At 46.7% G+C, this 19,163-nt stretch carries 17 protein-coding genes; 16 read left to right on the plus strand and 1 reads right to left on the minus strand.

All coding sequences use genetic code 11. The features are described 5' to 3' along the window. The first annotated feature begins 110 nt into the window (after positions 1–110). The 10 genes from AB4Z50_RS01000 (at position 111) to AB4Z50_RS01045 (ending at position 9,502) form a co-directional block, all read left to right on the plus strand. Positions 111–1,616 (plus strand): efflux RND transporter periplasmic adaptor subunit, encoded by a 1,506-nt coding sequence (locus AB4Z50_RS01000; RefSeq protein ID WP_441874705.1) that lies wholly within the window; start codon positions 111–113, stop codon positions 1,614–1,616. Next, complete coding sequence (locus AB4Z50_RS01005; RefSeq protein WP_441874706.1) at positions 1,613–2,380, plus strand: ABC transporter ATP-binding protein; 768 nt, start codon at positions 1,613–1,615, stop codon at positions 2,378–2,380. Before AB4Z50_RS01000 ends, AB4Z50_RS01005 begins: the two co-directional genes overlap by 4 nt. After that, positions 2,322–3,512 carry an ABC transporter permease gene (locus AB4Z50_RS01010; protein WP_441874707.1) on the plus strand — a complete coding sequence of 397 codons (1,191 nt, stop codon included), beginning with the start codon at positions 2,322–2,324 and terminating at the stop codon, positions 3,510–3,512. Before AB4Z50_RS01005 ends, AB4Z50_RS01010 begins: the two co-directional genes overlap by 59 nt. A gap of 159 nt (positions 3,513–3,671) precedes the next feature. Continuing rightward, a complete protein-coding gene (gene spoIID, locus AB4Z50_RS01015; RefSeq protein ID WP_441874708.1) occupies positions 3,672–4,826 on the plus strand; it encodes a stage II sporulation protein D in 1,155 nt (384 codons plus the stop codon). 82 nt (positions 4,827–4,908) lie between these two features. Continuing rightward, positions 4,909–5,655 (plus strand): peptidoglycan DD-metalloendopeptidase family protein, encoded by a 747-nt coding sequence (locus AB4Z50_RS01020; protein WP_441874709.1) that lies wholly within the window; start codon positions 4,909–4,911, stop codon positions 5,653–5,655. Positions 5,656–5,849: 194 nt separating this feature from the next. Continuing rightward, complete coding sequence (gene spoIIID, locus AB4Z50_RS01025; RefSeq protein WP_054025430.1) at positions 5,850–6,137, plus strand: sporulation transcriptional regulator SpoIIID; 288 nt, start codon at positions 5,850–5,852, stop codon at positions 6,135–6,137. A 124-nt stretch (positions 6,138–6,261) separates the two neighbouring features. Beyond that, on the plus strand, positions 6,262–7,254 hold the full coding sequence (gene mreB / locus AB4Z50_RS01030) for a rod shape-determining protein MreB (RefSeq protein WP_076266222.1): 993 nt from the start codon (positions 6,262–6,264) through the stop codon (positions 7,252–7,254). 175 nt (positions 7,255–7,429) lie between these two features. Continuing rightward, entirely contained in the window at positions 7,430–8,293 is an 864-nt protein-coding gene (locus tag AB4Z50_RS01035) for a flagellar hook-basal body protein (RefSeq protein WP_076266221.1), read from the plus strand. A 32-nt stretch (positions 8,294–8,325) separates the two neighbouring features. Beyond that, complete coding sequence (locus AB4Z50_RS01040) at positions 8,326–9,168, plus strand: flagellar hook-basal body protein (RefSeq protein WP_076266220.1); 843 nt, start codon at positions 8,326–8,328, stop codon at positions 9,166–9,168. Positions 9,169–9,184: 16 nt separating this feature from the next. After that, entirely contained in the window at positions 9,185–9,502 is a 318-nt protein-coding gene (locus tag AB4Z50_RS01045; protein ID WP_083681610.1) for a DNA-directed RNA polymerase subunit beta, read from the plus strand. A 147-nt stretch (positions 9,503–9,649) separates the two neighbouring features. On the opposite strand, the gene AB4Z50_RS01050 is transcribed toward AB4Z50_RS01045, so the two are convergent. Beyond that, a complete protein-coding gene (locus AB4Z50_RS01050; protein WP_441874712.1) occupies positions 9,650–11,854 on the minus strand; it encodes an Ig-like domain-containing protein in 2,205 nt (734 codons plus the stop codon). 245 nt (positions 11,855–12,099) lie between these two features. Here AB4Z50_RS01050 and AB4Z50_RS01055 point away from each other — a divergent pair, with 245 nt between their 5' ends. The 6 genes from AB4Z50_RS01055 to AB4Z50_RS01080 all read left to right on the plus strand — a co-directional run bounded on the left by AB4Z50_RS01055 (position 12,100) and on the right by AB4Z50_RS01080 (position 19,063). Then, on the plus strand, positions 12,100–12,633 hold the full coding sequence (locus AB4Z50_RS01055) for a CDP-alcohol phosphatidyltransferase family protein (RefSeq protein ID WP_441874714.1): 534 nt from the start codon (positions 12,100–12,102) through the stop codon (positions 12,631–12,633). A gap of 176 nt (positions 12,634–12,809) precedes the next feature. Next, entirely contained in the window at positions 12,810–13,241 is a 432-nt protein-coding gene (gene fabZ, locus AB4Z50_RS01060) for a 3-hydroxyacyl-ACP dehydratase FabZ (RefSeq protein ID WP_056631018.1), read from the plus strand. A 33-nt stretch (positions 13,242–13,274) separates the two neighbouring features. Next, positions 13,275–15,002, plus strand: coding sequence for a phospho-sugar mutase (locus tag AB4Z50_RS01065; protein WP_441874716.1), 1,728 nt, complete (start codon positions 13,275–13,277; stop codon positions 15,000–15,002). A gap of 35 nt (positions 15,003–15,037) precedes the next feature. Beyond that, the gene (locus AB4Z50_RS01070) at positions 15,038–17,182 is read left to right on the plus strand and encodes a DUF5693 family protein (protein ID WP_076266216.1); all 2,145 of its coding nucleotides are present in this window, start codon (positions 15,038–15,040) and stop codon (positions 17,180–17,182) included. Further along, a complete protein-coding gene (gene csaB, locus AB4Z50_RS01075) occupies positions 17,146–18,294 on the plus strand; it encodes a polysaccharide pyruvyl transferase CsaB (protein ID WP_441874718.1) in 1,149 nt (382 codons plus the stop codon). Before AB4Z50_RS01070 ends, csaB begins: the two co-directional genes overlap by 37 nt. Positions 18,295–18,358: 64 nt before the next feature. Continuing rightward, positions 18,359–19,063 carry a WecB/TagA/CpsF family glycosyltransferase gene (locus AB4Z50_RS01080; protein WP_441874850.1) on the plus strand — a complete coding sequence of 235 codons (705 nt, stop codon included), beginning with the start codon at positions 18,359–18,361 and terminating at the stop codon, positions 19,061–19,063. The last annotated feature ends 100 nt before the right edge of the window (positions 19,064–19,163 follow it).

A 19,163-nucleotide genomic window follows, 5' to 3' on the forward strand; every position in this document is an offset into this window, starting at 1 on the left:
CAAATGAACACTAGATGGGGGCTTTTTGTCGTCAAGCTTGTTCATCTTCCGTTCATTTTTGAATGCTATAGTCGATCTCACTAAGACCAATGGAAGGTGGATTAAAGCAGATGAAGAAGTGGACGATAGGGCTCGGCATTTTAATTATTTTAGCCGCGGCTGGAGCAGGTGCCTATTATTTTTATTTTGCTAAGGATAAGGAAGCAGCAGGTGTAATGCCTACGTCTCTGACAGTGCAGGCGACAAAAGGGTCAATCGTAAAACAAATTAGCGGGACAGGTTCGGTAGCAGCTAATTCGAGGGAATCGGTGACTGCTGGTAAAAGTGGCACCATAGCTACTGTGAATGTCAAAAAAGGAGATAAGATTAAAGCGGGACAAATTCTTGTTACCTTTGAGTCTGCGGACGACAATGATGACAAAATAAAATCGATCAATAAAAGTATCACAAAACTACAAGAAACGATTACTGAATACCAACAAAGCTATAAGGAAGCAACGGGCACTGAAAATGAAGAGGCCACGAAGGCATCGCTTCAAAAAAATATTAAAAATGCAAACGATGAGATCGCAGACTACCAAGATCAACTACAAGATATCTATGAAGCACAAGCAAAAGAGGAAAAAGTAGTGACAGCCTCCATAGATGGTGAAGTTACCGAAATGTCTATTGAAGTAGGCGATGAGGTGAATGCCAATACGGCAATAGCTACAATTGTAGATTATACGAAGCTGGAATTTGTTACATCTGTGGATGAGCTTGATATATCTGCATTAAAAGTTAATCAATCGGCAGATTTGTCCTTAAGCGCGCTGACTGACAAGAAGATCAATGCAACCGTATCGGATATAGCGATGGAGGGTACTTCCAATAACGGTTCATCTTCATTTGAAGTGAATTTATTGCTAAATAACATCGAAGGCGTGAAGGCGGGGATGTCTGGTGAGGCAGCCATTACAATTGCGTCTAAGGAAAACATCATTCTTGTACCAGTAAATGCTGTCGTCGAAATGGGCACAAGGTCTTTCGTTCGTATTCCGTCTGAAAATGGCGGAGCGGGTACATCGGCAGGCGCTGGACAGGCTGGGCAGCAGCAAGAAGGGGCAGCTGCTCCTGGTGGAGCTGTAGACGGGAAACAAGGAACGGCGACCGGACAAGGCACTACAACAAGCGGAGCACAGAAAGCTCCGACGGGGGGAACGGGAACAGGAGCTGTGAGGCAAGGTGCTCAGGGTGCGCAAGGTAATGGTGCAAGAGCAGGCACAGGTCAATCCATTGCAGCTGATGGCTCGGCTTCAGCAGGACAATCGGGAGCAGGTCGTGCAACTGCTGGTGGCGGATTTGCAGCTGGCGGTCGTGGCGGCCGCATGCCGGATGCGCTTGGCGGTCAGCTGGTTGAGGTGACCACAGGACTCWGCAATGAAAACTTTGTGGAAATTGTCTCCGGGCTAAAAGAAGGGGACAGTGTGCTTGTTCCGATTGCCCAAGGAACGGCTGGCATGGGCAGCAGCTCTGCGGAGATGACAATGCGGCAGGGCGGCTTTGCTGGCGACGTCATGGTTTTCCCAGGAGGCATGGGCGGAGGAATGCGGACAGGAACAGGTGGTCCACGATGAGTTTAACGCTGAATGCTCCTTTAATAGAAATGAACAAGATCACGAAGTTTTATACGATGGCGCGTGAAAAAATGACAGTGCTCCATGAGGTCTCACTCACGGTTGCACGCGGTGACTTTCTAGCTATCGTGGGTCCATCCGGCTCTGGAAAATCGACGCTTATGAATATTATTGGCTGTCTTGATTTGCCGAGCGAAGGAAGCTACAAGCTTGAGGGGCTTGAGGTGACTGGACAAAGCGATAATAAACTGACAGAAATACGAAATAAAAAAATTGGATTTATTTTTCAAGGGTATCATTTGCTTCCGAAGCTCACAGCACTTGAGAACTGCGAGCTTCCGCTTATTTATCGGGGGCTGCCGGGCAAGGAGCGACGTATGCGCGCGATGGAAGCGCTGGATAGAGTAGGGCTCGGTGATCGAATGAACCATCGCCAAAACGAGCTGTCGGGCGGGCAGCAGCAGCGTGTTGGCATTGCGCGCGCTCTGGCGACTAATCCGCCTATACTTCTTGCCGATGAACCAACAGGCGCGCTTGATTCTAAGACAGGCATGGAAGTGCTCAATATGATGGATGAGCTGCACCGCGCAGGTCAGACTATCGTTTTGATTACACATGATATGGAAGTAGCCAAACGAGCAAGCCGTACGGTCATTATTCGGGATGGGGTGTTGACGGAGCGGGAGCAAGAGAGGAGGGACAGCGATGAAGCTTACGCAAGGTCTCAGGATGGCAGTCAAGAGCGTCTTATCCAACAAGCTTAGAACAATATTATCGATGCTCGGTATATTGATTGGTGTTGCAACGGTCATTGCGCTTGTAGCTATGGGTAAGGCTTCCTCGAATGAAGTGGCTAAGCAGGTATCTTCCCTTGGCAGCCCTAACTCGCTCTCCGTTAATATTCTTGGACGTGGGACAGTTACGACGCTGTCAGTCGATGAAGCGAATGAGCTTGGCGATGTTATGAATATCGCGGGTGTTGCGCCTGTGACGAGCACAACAGGATATGCGAAATACGGCAAGACGCAGGTATCCGTTACCGTAGAAGGAATAACCGCCGCTTATGAGGAAGTGAAAAGCTTTCCCGTACAGGATGGCAGGTATATCGCCTCTCCAGATATAACAAACAACACAAAGGCTGCGCTTATTGGCGTGGAGACCGCGAAGGATTTATTTGAGGATGAGAGAGTGGACCCTGCGGCGGCAGTAGGGAAAAAGATAACTATCAACGGTTATAATTTCACAATTGTTGGGCTGCTGGAATCGCAAGGAAGCTCACTCACCGGCTCAAATGACGAGAAAATATTAATTCCGATAACGACAGCTCAGAAAATATTTCAAACAAACGGTGTTTCTACTATTAACTTAATTGTCTCGGATATAGATCGTATGGCTGTGACGGTTACTGCCGTTGAAGCTGTTCTCTATGAGAAATTCCGAGGCAATGAGAATGCCTACAGGGTGTTTAATCAAGAGGAAGCGATGAAAACATTAAATTCCGTTAATGAAACGATGAACAGGCAGCTCATTTATGTAGCGATCATTTCTCTTATCGTAGGTGGAATCGGCATCATGAATATTATGCTAGTGTCTGTAACAGAGCGAACGCGAGAGATTGGCATTCGTAAATCATTGGGAGCAAAAAAGCGGGATATTATGTTTCAATTTCTAGTAGAGGCTGTGTGCATCAGCGGTTTGGGAGGCGCACTAGGAATTGGACTTGGATATATTGCCTCTTTTACTATTGGAATGATTATGAAGACGGAAACGGAAGTACCTTTAGATACTGTATGGTTAGCTTTTGTCTTTTCTGCCCTCGTAGGCGTTATATTTGGCTATTTGCCTGCAAATAAAGCGGCCGGTCTGCGGCCGGTTGACGCGCTTCGCCATGATTAGACTTTAAGGTTCTACCCTATTATTTGTGCTCATAGAATGAACCATCAGGATCGGATTAAGAGAGAGGGGGCGGCAGTGGCTGCTTCCTGCTTCCTTTTTCCGGCCAAGATGGAAGGAGAGCTCATGAGGCGAAGAAGAGGGACGTTTTCAATAGTTTCGATGATCGATCGTATACGGACAAGCAGACCGATGGCCTTGTTTGCAATCGGAGCGATGCTTGGCGCATCTGTCATTCTAGTAAGGCTTTCAGTTGACGAACTTCACGATGCGAAGGCTGCTAGGTCTTTAACAGACAACGCATCTACTAAAGCGGGTAATCAAACGATGCCGAAAACGGGCATATTGGATGATGCGGATGCGCTCATTCCATCTTCTGAAAATGATCTTTTAAATCGGCCAACGGCTGGTGATGGGAAGCATGGGGAAACGCTTGATGCGATTGATCGTCTCGTTATTCGTGTTTATTTGACGAAGGAAAAGCGGATAGAGCGAGTTCCGCTTGAAGCGTATGTTCGCGGTGTAGTAGCTGCGGAAATGCCAATCGGATTCGAGCTTGAGGCGTTAAAGGCGCAGGCCATTGCGGCTCGTACGTATATGATTCGTAGAATTGTTCTTGGCAATGACAGCGGAGTACCGGTAAAAGGAGCCGATGTGACGGACACGACCGATCATCAAGTGTATATTTCAGTTGCAGAGCTCGCAGCCAAATGGCCAAAGAATGAGCAGAAAAACAATATGAGCAAGCTTAATGAAGCGATCCTTCAGACGAAGGGCAAGGTTATCACTTATAAAGGCGAACCGATAGATGCCGCTTTCTTCTCTACCAGCAATGGATTCACCGAAAACTCGGAGGACTATTGGACGCAAGAAATTCCATATTTGCGCAGCGTGGCAAGCCCATGGGACAAAGAGCTGTCTCCGAAATATAAAGAAACGGTCAAGCTGTCGCTTAACGAGTTTTACAGTAAGCTAGGAGTATCAAAGAAGAACTCTGCCAAACCTTCCATTCGTGTAATAGAGAAGACGGAAGGAAATCGAATCAGCAAGATGATTATCGGAGACAAAACGTTCACAGGCCGAGAAGTGAGAGAGCTGCTAGGACTTGCTTCCTCTCAATTTATTTGGAATATAAAAGATAAATCGATATCCATAACGACTTTTGGTTATGGGCATGGCGTCGGCATGAGCCAGTGGGGAGCCAATGGAATGGCGCAATCAGGGGCAAAAGCCGAAGCTATTCTGGCTCATTATTATTCTAGCGTTCAAGTGGAACAAGCTTCGAAGCTATCGGAAGAGCTGAGAGCTCGCTCGTAATTTGAACTCTTTCAATATTTCGTATTCACCTCACGTATAAACCTAGCAGATCTGGTAACAATGGCTAGTGAGGTGATAGAAAATGAATGATCAAAATCAAAGTAAACCGAAGCAAAGACCAGAAGAAACTCCCAAAACTGTTCTGGGAGGAACGTCTGCCGCCAAATCTAGCAGTGGATGGAAGAACCTTTTTGCAAAGCGATGGGTATCTCCAGCAATCTTCATGGCCGCGGCAGCAATTATCGTAACCTTAATGTGGATCTATCAGGGGGCGGATACAAAACCGACAGCGACAACAGGAAAAACCGAGCCTTCTGAAGTTACACAAGGGGAAGCGTCAGGAACGCAAGGCAAGGATGAAGAAGTGCAAGAAGTTATTGCTGCCAACGAATCGATCCATTGGCCGCTAACTGACAAAACAGTGCTTAAAGAAGAGCTTCCATTCTACGATGCAAAAGCAAGTGACGCAGAACGCGAAGCTGCATTGGTCCAAACGGGTGACAAGTTCTCTCCTCATATGGGTATCGACTTTGTTGACCCAAATGGAAAAACATTTGATGTGCTTGCAGCATTATCAGGCAAGGTTACTTATGTGGAGCAGCATCCAACTAACGGCAACTCCGTCGAAATCACACATGAGGGCGGTCTAGTGACTGTTTACCAAAGCTTAGCGGATGTAACAGTTAAAGAAGGCGATGATGTTACGCAAGGAACAATAATCGCAAAAGCCGGTCGCAATGATTTGGAACGCGATTTGGGCATCCACCTTCATTATGAAACAAGAAGCAATGGCAAGGCGATAAACCCAAGCTCGTTAGTGCAAGAGTAACACAAGTTAAACCATAACGTCAGGTTAGTAAAAAAATAGGACTTTAGTCGTACAGGCGGGGAGCAATTCCCTGCCTGTTTTACGTTTTTATGAAAATTTATTCACATTCCTGCCTGTCAAGCTTGGCCACAACGAATATATACGGTGCCTACTCATATAATGTACCAAACTATCTCGAGTAGGGAGGCGGGAACGTGCACGATTACATTAAGGAGCGAACCATTAAAATAGGCCGCTGCATCGTGGAAACGAAGCATACGGTGCGGACGATCGCCAAGGAGTTTGGTGTGTCTAAAAGCACTGTGCACAAGGATTTAACTGAGCGGCTTCCTGAAATAAACCCCGATTTGGCCGATCAGGTAAAGCACATTCTCGAGTACCACAAATCGATTAGGCATCTGAGGGGAGGAGAAGCGACCAAAATTAAATATAAAAAAACGAGTACAAAAAAGCGTGAAGTACTCGCAGCAGGCAAGCATTGAAGTTTTTTCACGAATTATAGAGGAATTTTGTCTTTTTTGGCGAATAATAAACGTTAGCGGTTTCTGTGTCAAGGGAACCAAATGTACGTTTTGTAATTATTATTCGTTGGGGGACTTAAGCCTTATGTTGAGCAAGGATATTGGGATTGATCTTGGTACTGCTAATGTATCCATACATGTAAAAGGAAGAGGCGTTGTTCTCGATGAGCCTTCTGTAGTTGCCATTGAGAGTGATTCAAAACGCGTGCTGGCAGTTGGCGAGGAAGCGCATCGCATGGTAGGCAGAACGCCGGGCAATATTATTGCGATTCGTCCGCTGCGTGATGGTGTTATTGCGGATTTTGAAATTACGGAAATTATGCTTAAAGCATTTATTGATCGCGTGGAGGGACGGAAATGGTTTAGCCGTCCCCGTATTCTTATCTGTGCTCCAACCAACATTACTTCTGTAGAGCAGAAGGCTATTCGTGAAGCTGCAGAACGCAGCGGAGCAAAAGAAGTATTTCTTGAGGATGAACCAAAAGCCGCTGCGATAGGGGCTGGAATGGATATCTTCCAGCCTAGCGGCAATATGGTCGTTGACATTGGCGGAGGCACGACAGATGTAGCCGTTCTTTCTATGGGCGACGTTGTCACTGCCTCCTCCATTAAAGTCGCAGGGGACAAGTTTGACGATGCGATTATGAAGTTTATCAAGAACAAATACAAGCTTCTAATCGGTGAAAGAACAAGCGAGGATATTAAAATTAAAATTGGTACTGTGCTAGAGGGCGGAAAACAGGAAGAGATTGATATTCGTGGTCGCGACATGGTTTCAGGCCTTCCTCTCACATTAACGATTCGTTCAGGAGAAGTTCGTGAGGCGCTATGGGATTCCGTAATGTCCATCGTATCGGCTGCTAAGGCTGTGCTGGAACGCACGCCGCCTGAGCTGTCAGCGGACATTATTGACCGTGGTGTTATTTTGACAGGTGGAGGCGCTTTGCTTGGCGGACTAGATTCGCTACTAGCAGAAGAGCTTAAAGTGCCTGTGCTTATTGCGGAAGATCCGATGCACTGCGTCGTTAAGGGAACGGGAATCCTTCTAGATAACTTGGACAAGCTTGGGAAGAAGTAAAGACCGTATGCGGCCTATATAATAGATGATTTGCGCGGGTAGGGAGCCTTAGGGGGGCGTAGCCGAGGCGTAAATGAGTCATAGGTCGCATGGACAAGCTATTCAGGCAGCCTTGCTTTCAACCGATAACATATATAGCTAGGATCGATTGGAAGCACTAAGGGGGTAACAACGGATGTTAAGAGGATTGTACACCGCGGCGTCAGGCATGATTTCTCAGCAGCGCAGACATGATACGGTGACGAACAATATTTCGAATATTAATACGCCTGGTTATAAGCAGACAAACGCTGTAACTCGTTCGTTTCCGGAAATGATGCTGTCATTGACAGGCGCGGGTCCGGAGAATTTCACCAAGATCGGTAAACTGACTAACGGTGTATTTGCGGAAGAAAGCTTGTCTATTCATTTGCAGGGCGATCTAACACAGACGAACAACTCGTCTGACTTTGCTTTGATCTCCAACATTGAAGTAGACGGGTTGTCCTTTGACGCTTCCGGTAAAAATATAAGCCCGGACGGAGAGATTACTTTTCAGCCTCAAGCCTTTTTTACACTACAGGATCAAAATGGCGAGGTTCGGTATACGCGGGGCGGGAAGTTTACGCTAACCGAGGATGGCTTTCTTATGGGAAGTGACGGATCGAGCGTGCTTGGAACGAATGGTCAGCCGATTCGGATGCCTGCCGGTGTAGGTCTAGACAGACTCGTACTGACTGATAATCAACGCTTCGTTGATGCCAATGGGCAAGATATCGGCGTTCAATTGCTAATTAGCCGTGTTGATAATCCGAATATGCTTGTGCGCGAAGGGAACGGAAGCTTCCGATTCTCGGGAGAAGGCGGCGAAGCTGTCGCTATCGCTCCGAATGAACGCGTGGAAGTGAGACAAGGCTACATAGAACGTTCTAATGTTGATACTGCGCAAGCAGCTATTGACCTTATGTCGGCGCTGCGTGCTTATGAAGCTAACCAGAAGGTTATCCAATTTTATGATCAAAGCTTGAGCAAAGCCGTCAACGAAGTCGGTCGCGTGTAACAACAGGTTGAAGTAGCGGAGGTGCACGAAACATGAACAGTTCAATGATTAACGCGATGGTATCCATGAATGGTCTTCAACAAAAGCTGGATCTTCTTGCGGATAACATTGCTAATGTGAATACGGTTGGTTACAAAAAGAAGGAAGCTACCTTTGAGGATCTTCTTACGAACTTAAGAACTCAGCCGGAAGCTTTCAATCAGCCTGGCCGTAAAACGCCGATGGATTTCACACAAGGCTGGGGCTCAAGAATGACAATGGTTCAGCCCAATTTGTCCCAAGGTCCAATGCAGGGAACCGATAAGGACACGGATATTGCGATCGAGGGAAATGCATTGTTCGAGGTGGAAGTGGACAACGCTGGCAACCGTGCTTATACACGCAATGGAGCGTTTCAGTTGACGGTCGGCGCAAACGGTGATACGATTTTGGCAACGGAAGACGGATATCCAGTCGTAGCTAATGTAAGAAATGCTGTGACAGGAAACGTGGTTGAGGGCAATATCGTAGTACCACAAGGGTACAGTTTGCGGGTTAATCCAGATGGAACGGTGCTAGGAGTATCTTCAGAGCGCACAATTCCGCTTGGCAGTATTAAGCTGCTCCAAGCTTCGCGTCCTGCGGCACTAACTGCTGTTTCTGATAACCTGTTTGTCGTTGCAAACGGAATTAATGCTGGTGATGTCGTGCAGCAGACCGTGCCGAACTCGGAAAATAACATTGTGCTGCGTCAAGGTTACTTGGAGCAGTCAAATGTCGAGCTGACGGACGAGATCACCGAGCTTATTAATGTGCAGCGCGCTTATCAATTGGCAGCTAGAGCGTTATCGTCAAGTGATACGATGATGAGTCTTACCAACGGGCTGCGCGCATAAGGATAGGATGATGTGAATGAGTATGGCCGATGAGCGAATGGACCACGAAGCAAGCGGATCCGGGAGTAAAGCGGAAGAGAAAAGCTCAGGGAGGCAGAAGCGCGCCAGTCGCGTGAAGGCTGAAGAGAAGAGCTCCAATAAGAAGCAACGGCCCAAAGGGGTAAGCATGCTGCTGTGGCTTTTGCGCAAAAGCATCGTACCGCTCATAATGATCATTATGCTTGTGGCAGGCTTGTACATTGGTTACGCTGTAATAGGCAAGCAGCCTGAGGATGAGGTTTTTAGCTGGGCAACATGGCAGCATCTCTATGACTTAGTGTTTGCTGAATCGTAATCAATTAAATAGAAGAAGGGATGCCCGCTTTGCAGTGTATGCTGCGCAGCGGGCATCCCTTTTTTTGATGATCAATACTTTATTTGTGCAAGTGAAAAACTCGTCGTGTAATGAGGTAACGAGCTTCTCACTTGCTGCATTTTTGAACTATTTTACACTTACTCTAATCGTAACGCTTTTACCTGCATAGGTTGCTTTAATGGATGCAGAACCTTTGCTAACTGCAATGATTTTACCATTAACCACGGTTGCGACACTCGCTTTGGAGGATGTCCAAACGGCATTGTCGGTAACGTCAGCCGGGTTTCCAGTCGTAAAGTTAGCTTGCAGCTTAGCCGAATAGCTTCCTCCCGGACTGAGCTGAACCGATTTGCTGGATAGTACAAGTGATTTCAGTTTAGGTGAAATCACGATAGGAACGGTGACCGTTTTGCCTTGGTATGAACCAGTAATCTTAGTTGTTCCTACGGCAATTCCTTTAACAGTGGTACTGCTAACGGTTGCGATATTAGGATTGCCAGACTCCCAGTTCATTTTTGAACCTAGTGAAACCTGCTTGCCGCTCTTGTAGTAACCTGTAACCTTAACGGATTTGGATTTTCCAGGGTAAAGATCTAGAGAGATAGGGTCAACAACAAGCTTGACGATTTCTTCCTCTATTCTTACACGTACCGTTACGCTCTTAGTCAGGTAAGTAGCAGTGAGCGTGATGCTTGTCACATCTAAGCCCTTCATCGTCGTTTCTTTCAATACGATATCATCTGATGAAGCCTTCCATTTCACTCTGCTCGAAATATTCTCTTCTTCTCCGTCTTCATTAATAACGGTTACGGAAGGGAAAGGCGTTTCTTTTCCTAAAATAATGCTAAGTTCCTTAACGTCGGCAATCAGCTTTAACGGCTTCATGTGAACGACTAATTTTACATCCGCTTTATAGTTTTGAAGAGATGCTGTAAGAACGGACTCTCCGAGTGTTTTAGCTGTCCATTGACCATCTTTAATCGTAGCAATCTTCTCATCTGCGGACGTCCATTTTACGATTTTGGATACATCTACCTTCGAGCCATCAAATGTTGTTGCCATGACTCTAGGAAGATCCTCACTAATATCGGTATAACCATCTATCGTTTCCGTTTCAATACTAAGTTCAGTTATGCTCGGATACACTGTAATCTCGATGCTGCGGCTTACACCTTTGTAGCTGGCTGTAATTCTAGCTGTACCGACGGATTTAGGGCTAACCAATCCATTTGATACAGTAGCGACTACAACGTTTGAAGACGTCCAATCGGCTAAGGTGGTTACTGGAGAAGAGAAATTTTTATTGTCGAGCACATCTGCTGTTACTTGAAGATTTGCGTCCTGAAGCTGCAGATGATATTCCTTCTCTGGAGAGAGCCTGATTGATTGGTAAGGCGTACGTATGACCACATCGATCGTTGTACTAACCCCTTTATGAGATACGGTGATCGTCGTTTTTCCGGCGCTTACTGCAGATACTACGCCTTGTTTAACTGTAGCAACTTTTTCATTAGCACTAACCCATTTTGCATCTTTTGTTACATCAAGGATCGAACCGATCTTTGGATTGACGGATGCCGTTAATACTTTATCATCATTGCCGATGTCGATTTCGACTAGCTTGCCAGAAGTACCTGAATCAATCGTAATTGATTTGTAAGGGGAGGTTACATTTAATGTAATCGCATCGGATTTACCTTTAAGCTTGGAGGTAATTGTAACAGCTCCAACACCTAACAGTTTAATAACACCTTCATCCACGGTTGCGATCGCTGCGTTCGATGTTGTCCAGACAGCGTCACCTGTTACATTTTGCGGCTCTTTGTTTGCTTTCAAGCCGTTTAGCGTGAAGGCCAGATTTTGACCAATCTCGATATCCAGCGTTGTTGGAGCGGTTACTCCGTTCTGCATGAGGCTTACGGAATCATAGATATAGTCAGATGAAGCCTTGATAGAAATGGTGAAGCCTTTATAAGTAGCGCTTATCGTTGCGGTTCCCTTGCCTACACCCGTTAAGACGCCTTTTTCCACTTTGACGAAAGCGGTATTCGATGATTTCCATGTCGCATCGGCAGTAACTTCTTTTCTAGTGCCTGAGCCTGTTGCGAAAACGGCTAGATTAACCTTATCATCTTCAACAAATGTTTCCAGTGATGATGTGTTGCTGTTGTAATCCGATGGGTCATAGGTGAAATCAAGGCCGGTAACCGTATCTTCTGCGGCGTTGACAATGCCGGTCATGGAAGTCATAACCATTACGATTGCAATTGTAGCTGCAAGCCACCTGCGAGTTATTTTCAACGACTTATTCAAGCGTAAACTAAAATTCACTACATCCCTGTCCTTTCTTGTTTAAAGTAATTGGTATTCTATTTATAACGGTAAGTAGATGGTGAAAATGAATAACGATCACAAAATGTATACATAAAAAAATTGCAAATAGTCAGTTAGAACTAACTTCTGCAATTTGTTCCGCTTATTAGGAACAGCGGATAGTTTTATTTTTACGGGAGGTAGTTGTATAATAGTTGGGAACCATGGTGGACCGTCAGTTATAGGTAGAGGAGCGTGAATAGTTGAATCTGCCGAATCTATTAACATCATTGCGTTTTTTATTAATCCCTGTCTACATCGTGATTTTTGCGGAAGGACATATGATTCCTGCCTTTTTGATTATGGTAGCAGCCGGAATAACCGATGTTCTTGATGGTTATATCGCGCGCAGAACCGGTCAGATTACAACGGCTGGAATGATGCTTGATCCGCTTGCGGACAAGATGATGCTGATCACTGTTATTGTATCGCTGCTCGTATCCGGCCATATTTCCTGGGCTGCGGCTGCAGCGATGTTTTTGCGCGATTTGGGCATGATAGCGGGGGGATTCTATTTTCACTTCCGAGGGAAAAAGACGGTGCCTGCCAACTGGATGGGAAAGCTGACAACTGTGCTCTTTTATGCAGCGATAATGCTCATTTTCTTTGAAGCGCCGAATGCTTATATTTATTTGTGGGGCGTTATTGGCTTTTCATTCATTACTTCAATGATGTATATCGTCATGTTTAAAGCGCTGAATAAACACATAACAGAAACACCTACTGGACATTCGTGATCATCAAGTCACTACATATGAACAAAGAGGCTTGGCGGAGGACACTTCGGGTCCAAGCAGCCAAGCCTCTTATCTTAACCTTCATAAACTGCAGTTTATGAGGGATATGTATAGTGTCGTACAGAATGACACTTTTTATACTACCTAACTTAACTATTGAGAGGGGCTTTTTTTTCATGTTGGATATTAACCAAATTCAAGAAATCATTCCGCACCGCCCGCCGTTTCTGCTAATCGACCGTATTTTGGAGGTTGAGCCAGGCGTACGCGCAGTCGGTCTTAAAAATGTTACGATGAATGAACCTTACTTTGTTGGTCATTTTCCGGGTTATCCGGTTATGCCAGGCGTGCTTATAGTAGAAGCGCTTGCACAAGTAGGTACTGTAGCGATGCTGATGATTGAAGCCAATCGTGGCAAGCTTGGCTTTTTTGCTGGCATCGATGGCTTCCGCTTTCGCGGTCAAGTTAAGCCTGGCGATACGTTGACGCTTGAGGTCCAGATTACAAGGCTGAAGGGCTCTATTGGAAAAGGACAAGGAACAGCACGGGTTGGCGATCAAATCGTTGCCGAAGGCGAGCTTATGTTTGCTTTATCTAATCCTTCATAAATTAAAATTCATGAATGAAAGAGGCTGCTAAATATGACGAACGAAACGAATGCTAATGTTATTGCTAAATATGAAGCGTGGCTAAATGATCCGTTGATTGATGCAGGAACAAAGGACGAGCTTCGCAGTATTGAAGGACAAGAAAAAGAAATTACGGATCGCTTTTATCGCGACCTTGAATTTGGTACGGGCGGCTTGCGCGGCGTAATGGGTGCAGGAACGAATCGTTTGAATACGTATACGGTTGGTAAAGCAACACAGGGACTCGCAAATTGGCTGCTTGCTGGCAAGTCGGCGGATGGAGCGGCTCCTTCTGTTGTTATCGCTCACGATTCCCGCAATAACTCACCTGAGTTTGCACTCGATGCAGCGCTTGTGCTTGCGGGCAACGGCATCACTACTTATTTGTTCACAGCGCTTCGTCCAACACCACAGCTTTCTTTTGCGGTACGTGCGCTGAATGCAGCAAGTGGAATTGTCATTACGGCAAGCCACAATCCACCTGAATATAATGGTTACAAAGCATATGGCGCTGACGGCTGCCAGCTTATTCCTGAGGAAGCTGAACAAGTTATTTCTGCTATCAGCCAAATCGCGGGTTTCGATGAAGTAAAACGGGTTTGCCGTGAAGAAGCTGAAGGAAAAGGCTTGCTGCGCTGGCTTGGAGATGACGCCGATCAACAATTTATTGATACGGTAGTTGCTCAGAGCTTGAATGCTGACCTTATTAAAGGTGAAGTTGGAGAAAAAATTAGTGTTGTCTTCACACCTCTACATGGCACTGGCAACATGCCTGTTCGCGAAGTGTTGAAAAAGGTTGGTTTTAAAAATGTACACATCGTACCGGAGCAAGAGCAGCCGGATGGATATTTTAGCACGGTAAAGTCTCCTAACCCGGAAGAGCGCGAAGCGTTCACGCTTGCGATTAAACTGGCGCAGCAGGTGAATGCTGATATCATTATCGGTACTGATCCTGACGCAGACCGTATGGGTGCGGTTGTGAAAAACAATGAGGGCGAGTACGTGGTACTCACTGGCAACCAATCGGGTGCGCTAATGGTTCATTATGTGCTAAGCCAGTTGAAGGAACGTGGACAGCTGCCAGACAATGGCGTAGTGATCAAAACGATCGTAACTAGTGAACTAGGCGCAGATATTGCCCGTTCCTATGGTGTAGCGGTTGAGAACACGTTGACCGGCTTCAAATATATTGGTGAGAAAATGACTCGTTATGAGCAAACAGGAGAGCATACCTTCCTATTTGGCTACGAGGAAAGCTACGGTTATTTAACTGGAACTTATGCGCGTGATAAAGATGCGATCGTTGCTGCGCTATTAATTGCTGAAGCTGCAGCTTATTATAGCAGTCAAGGAAAAACGCTATATGATGTTCTTTTAGAGTTATACGCTGAGCATGGCTTCTATTTGGAAGGCTTGGAGTCGCGTACACTTAAGGGACTTGATGGCGTGCAAAAAATTGGCGCTATTATGGATGACTGGCGTCAAAACCCGCCTGCAGAAATCGGCGGCGTCAAAGTGGAGCGTGTGCTTGATTACGGCAAAGGCCAAGATGGCTTGCGTCCGGAAAATGTATTGAAATATTTGCGCGCAGATGGCTCATGGTTCTGCCTTCGTCCATCTGGCACGGAGCCAAAAATCAAAGTTTATTTTGCGGTTAAAAGTGAGTCGAAGGATGCTGCTGTTGAGGCACTGCAAACATTGCAAGCCTCCGTTATGGAACGGGTAGACTCTACCGAATAGTACAATAATTAACCTGTTTAGAACGGAGGAATTGTGTGTTTTTACGTTGGCAGCAATGGAATCGGCGCGCAAGATTCGCATTATGGATCATTGCAATTATCGGGGTGGCGGCAGCATTGCCGCTCGGTGCCGTTCGGATGGAAATGGAAAAATCGTCGAAGCAAGTAGAATATGTATTTGATTATCGGGATATTATTGAGGTGGCGGAGCGTCAGGCTCGTCCGCAGCAATTTTTAACGGAAAAGCTGGAGATGCTCAAGGAAGCTGGCGTCACTACAATGGCTGTTTATGAGAGCTCTCTGAAGGATCTGCAAATTTCCGGCAGACTTACTTTTTACAGCTCCAGAGATGCTGCATTGCTTCAAAGTAAATTTGAGCCGGTAGGCCAAAACTTTACTTATATTTTGTTCAATGGGCCCAAAGAAGAAGAAATGATTGGACCGATTGTTCGCGAAGCGCTTGATCGTTCCGAGGCTGTGTATAGCAATTGGTCGTACGGTGGCCGAAATGGCTTAGTCGTTGAGATGCCTATTGCAGAGGCAGTTATGAAGACGATGGATTTTGATCCGATTTCACTTGAAACGATTCATAATGCCGGACTTCAAATATTGCCTCGCTTATCTGACCGTATTAAGCCTTATGATCAGCAGGCAACAGATGCTATGCTTGCGAAATTGAAGGAATACGATGTAGACCGCGTATTGTTCGACGGTGACAAAGTAAAGGGTGCATCCGATCAAGCGATGGATAACAGCCTTTATCAGTTCGGAGAACTACTCAAAAAATACGATATGGGCGTAGCGACCATAGAGAATTTGAAAAAACCGCAACAAGGCATAAATAAATTAGCTTATATTACAAATTATAATGTAGTGAGATTATATTCATTGTCGGAGAACGACGGTATGACGATGACGCCGGAAGCTATTGCTGATCGTTTTCTTTTAGCGGCGAAGGATCGTAATATCCGGATGTTTTTCTTGAACGGGACAGCTCAGTCCAATACGGATAAAGCAAAGGTAGTTCACTCCTTGGACCGCATTGCTGAGGCAATGAGTGACGAGGGCGGAATCGTAGATAAGCTCTCGGACGCCGGCTTTACGCCAGGCAAGCCAAAACCGTTTGATCATGAGCAGCCTTCTTGGAATAAACCGCTGCGTGCAATCGTTGCTGCGGCTGCAGTAGCACTGATTACTTTGTTAATCGGCGCATTTATTCCAGGCGTTTATATTCCAGTTTATGCGATTGGCTTAGTTGGAAGCGCAGGCTTGTACAAGCTAAACAGCTCGCTTATGGAGCAAGGACTTGCATTAGGTGCTTCAATTGCAGCCCCTACGCTGGCTCTTATATGGGTAATGAATCGGATTTATTCCCGTACCGTTGGCGAGCGTCGTGTTATTGGCGGAACGAAATGGTCAGTAGGAAGAAGCCAGCAAGGGCAGACTCCTCAGCAGCCAGGTGCTGTATATGAGAACGGCAATCGTATGAAATGGATATTCCCTGCCATATCTACGGGAAGACGTTTTGGTCTTGCTCTGAATTGGTTTATTGTGGCGACGCTCATCTCTCTTATGGGAGCGCCGATGATATTCGGATTGTTGAACAATATTACGTACAATCTTGTATTGGAACAATTCCGCGGCGTAAGTGTGCTGCATTTGGCTCCGATTATCCTTGTGGCCATTTATGTGTTTTTCTATAACGGTCAAACATCAATCGGAAAGCTGCGCAAGCTGCTTTCTCAACCTATTACATTAACATGGATTATAGTAGCTGGAGTTATTGGCGTTATCGGCTTCTATTACTTGTCTCGTACAGGGAATGGTGGACAAGCACCTGCTATTGAGCTGCTTATTCGCGGTTGGCTGGAAAATACATTCGGTGTACGACCGCGCTTTAAAGAGTTCATGCTTGGTCATCCGCCGCTGCTGCTTGGCTTGTTCCTTGCACTTCGTTATCGTGCGGCATGGCTGCTTGTTATCATTGGTTCGATCGGTCAATTGACGATGGTTGATACGTTTGCACATCTTCATACACCACTTCACATTTCGATGATTCGTGTAGCGCTCGGCTTGGGTACAGGTATCATAATCGGATGTATCTTGATATTGGCATGGCAGATCGTGGAAGGAGCAATTCGTAAATGGGCACCAGCCATCATCCGCAAGTTCGTCGAATAGTAATTTCAGGCTATTATGGCTTCTACAACAGCGGTGATGAAGCGGTACTCAAATCGATATTGCTAGCACTAGAAGAAGAAGGCAAGGCGCAGGGCGTACAAATTCAGCCGATCGTTTTATCAGGTGATCCAGATTGGACAAGCCGTATGTACGGCGTTGAAGCTGTCCGCCGCATGCATCCAGGAGATCTATGGAAAGCATTGAAAGGCAGCGACGGTCTAATAAGCGGAGGCGGAAGCCTCCTGCAGGACGTTACAGGCGCCAAAACGATTCCTTATTATACTGGCGTCATGAAGCTGGCCCAATTGCTGGGTAAGCCAACATTCGCTTATTCGCAAGGGATTGGCCCTGTGATTCGGCGCTGGATGGACCCTATGATTCGCGGAGTAATGAAGCAAAGCGCATATGTATCCGTTAGAGATGAGGAATCCGCTGCTTTGCTTGGACGAATCGGCGTGCCTAGTGATCGGATCGATGTTGTTCCCGATCCGGTCATGGGCTTGCCGCTCCCTGCGGGTTCATCAGCGGCTGGACAAGCTTCCGACCCTGCTGCTGCGCCGCTGGTCGGTGTATCGCTGCGCCCCTGGCGCAGCGACGGCGCCGATCTCGAACGCGCCGCCGATGCGCTAGTCGCGCTGTCGAAGCGCATGCCTGTCCGGCTGCGCTTCCTGCCGTTCCACACACCCTCCGACACTGTAGCGTCGGAGCAGGTGCTGGAACGGCTGCGCGGCAGGCTCGGCGACGGTTCCACCGCCGAGCTGGCCGCGCCCGGCGACGACCCCCAGCAAATGCTGCTTGAGGTCAGCCGGTGCGACGCTTTGTTCGGCATGCGCCTCCATGCGCTTATTTATGCCGCAGGCCAAAGGGTTCCCATGCTTGGCCTCTCGTACGACCCGAAGATCGACCAATTTCTGGGTCGACTTGGCATCAAAGCCGTCGGCACGACGGAGCAGCTCGATGCCGAAAAATTCGCAGAAGCAGCGGGTTTGCTGCTGTCTGATAAAGAGGGCTGGCAGGCAAAGCACAAGCCAGCAATCGATCTTTTAAAACAACAATCGCAAAGACCGGCGCAACAAATTGTACATTTGCTGCGTCATACATTATCGAGGTGAGTTCCTCTTGTCGAAACAACTACCAACTGTGCCGTTATACGGCATACCATTCTCCAAAGTGGGCATGGATGACACAGTCAATTACTTAATAGAAGCGATCGAAGAAAGACGCGTAACCCATGTGATTACCGCTAATCCGATCATGATTATGTCTGCCGTCGAGGACCCCAAGTATAGTGCGATGATGCGGCGCGCAGATCTTATTGTGCCTGATGGTGCAGGAGTGGTATGGGCGGCCAAATACGTAGGACAGCCTGTTGCAGAACGTGTGACGGGGTTTGATCTCCTTCACCGCTTGCTGCATGAGGGTGAAAAGCGTAGATGGAAGGCCTACCTGCTTGGCACCTCACAGGAGATTATTGAAGCCGCGGCAGAGAAGCTGCAGCTGCAATATCCTCAAGTGAAAATTGTAGGCTATCGGAACGGATTTTTTGGCCCTGATCAAGATGAGGAAGTCATCGAAGAAATCCGTGCGGCTGCTCCTGATTTATTGTTTGTGGCACGAGGTGCGGATACGCAGGAGCCGTGGATTGTGAAATACAAGCAAAGGCTGGGCGTGCCATTGATTATGGGCGTTGGCGGAAGCTTCGACGTTGTTTCGGGTAAACTAAAGCGAGCTCCGAATATTTTCCAAAAACTTCGGCTTGAATGGTTTTATCGCTTGCTGCAAGAGCCTAAACGCTACAAAAGAATGCTTGTTTTGCCGAAATTCGTAGTGAAAGTGGTTCGCGACAAAGAAAACGTTACAAAACCTCGACCTACACCGTGAAATTCTCGTTAAAACCATCAAAATTGGTTGAAAACGGGGTTGGAGTTTCCTTTCCAATCGGAGTATAATTCACTTCGGTAGAAAGAAAAGGGGAGTTGCA

This window comes from Paenibacillus sp. 2TAB26, assembly GCF_052115145.1.
GTDB lineage: Bacteria > Bacillota > Bacilli > Paenibacillales > Paenibacillaceae > Pristimantibacillus.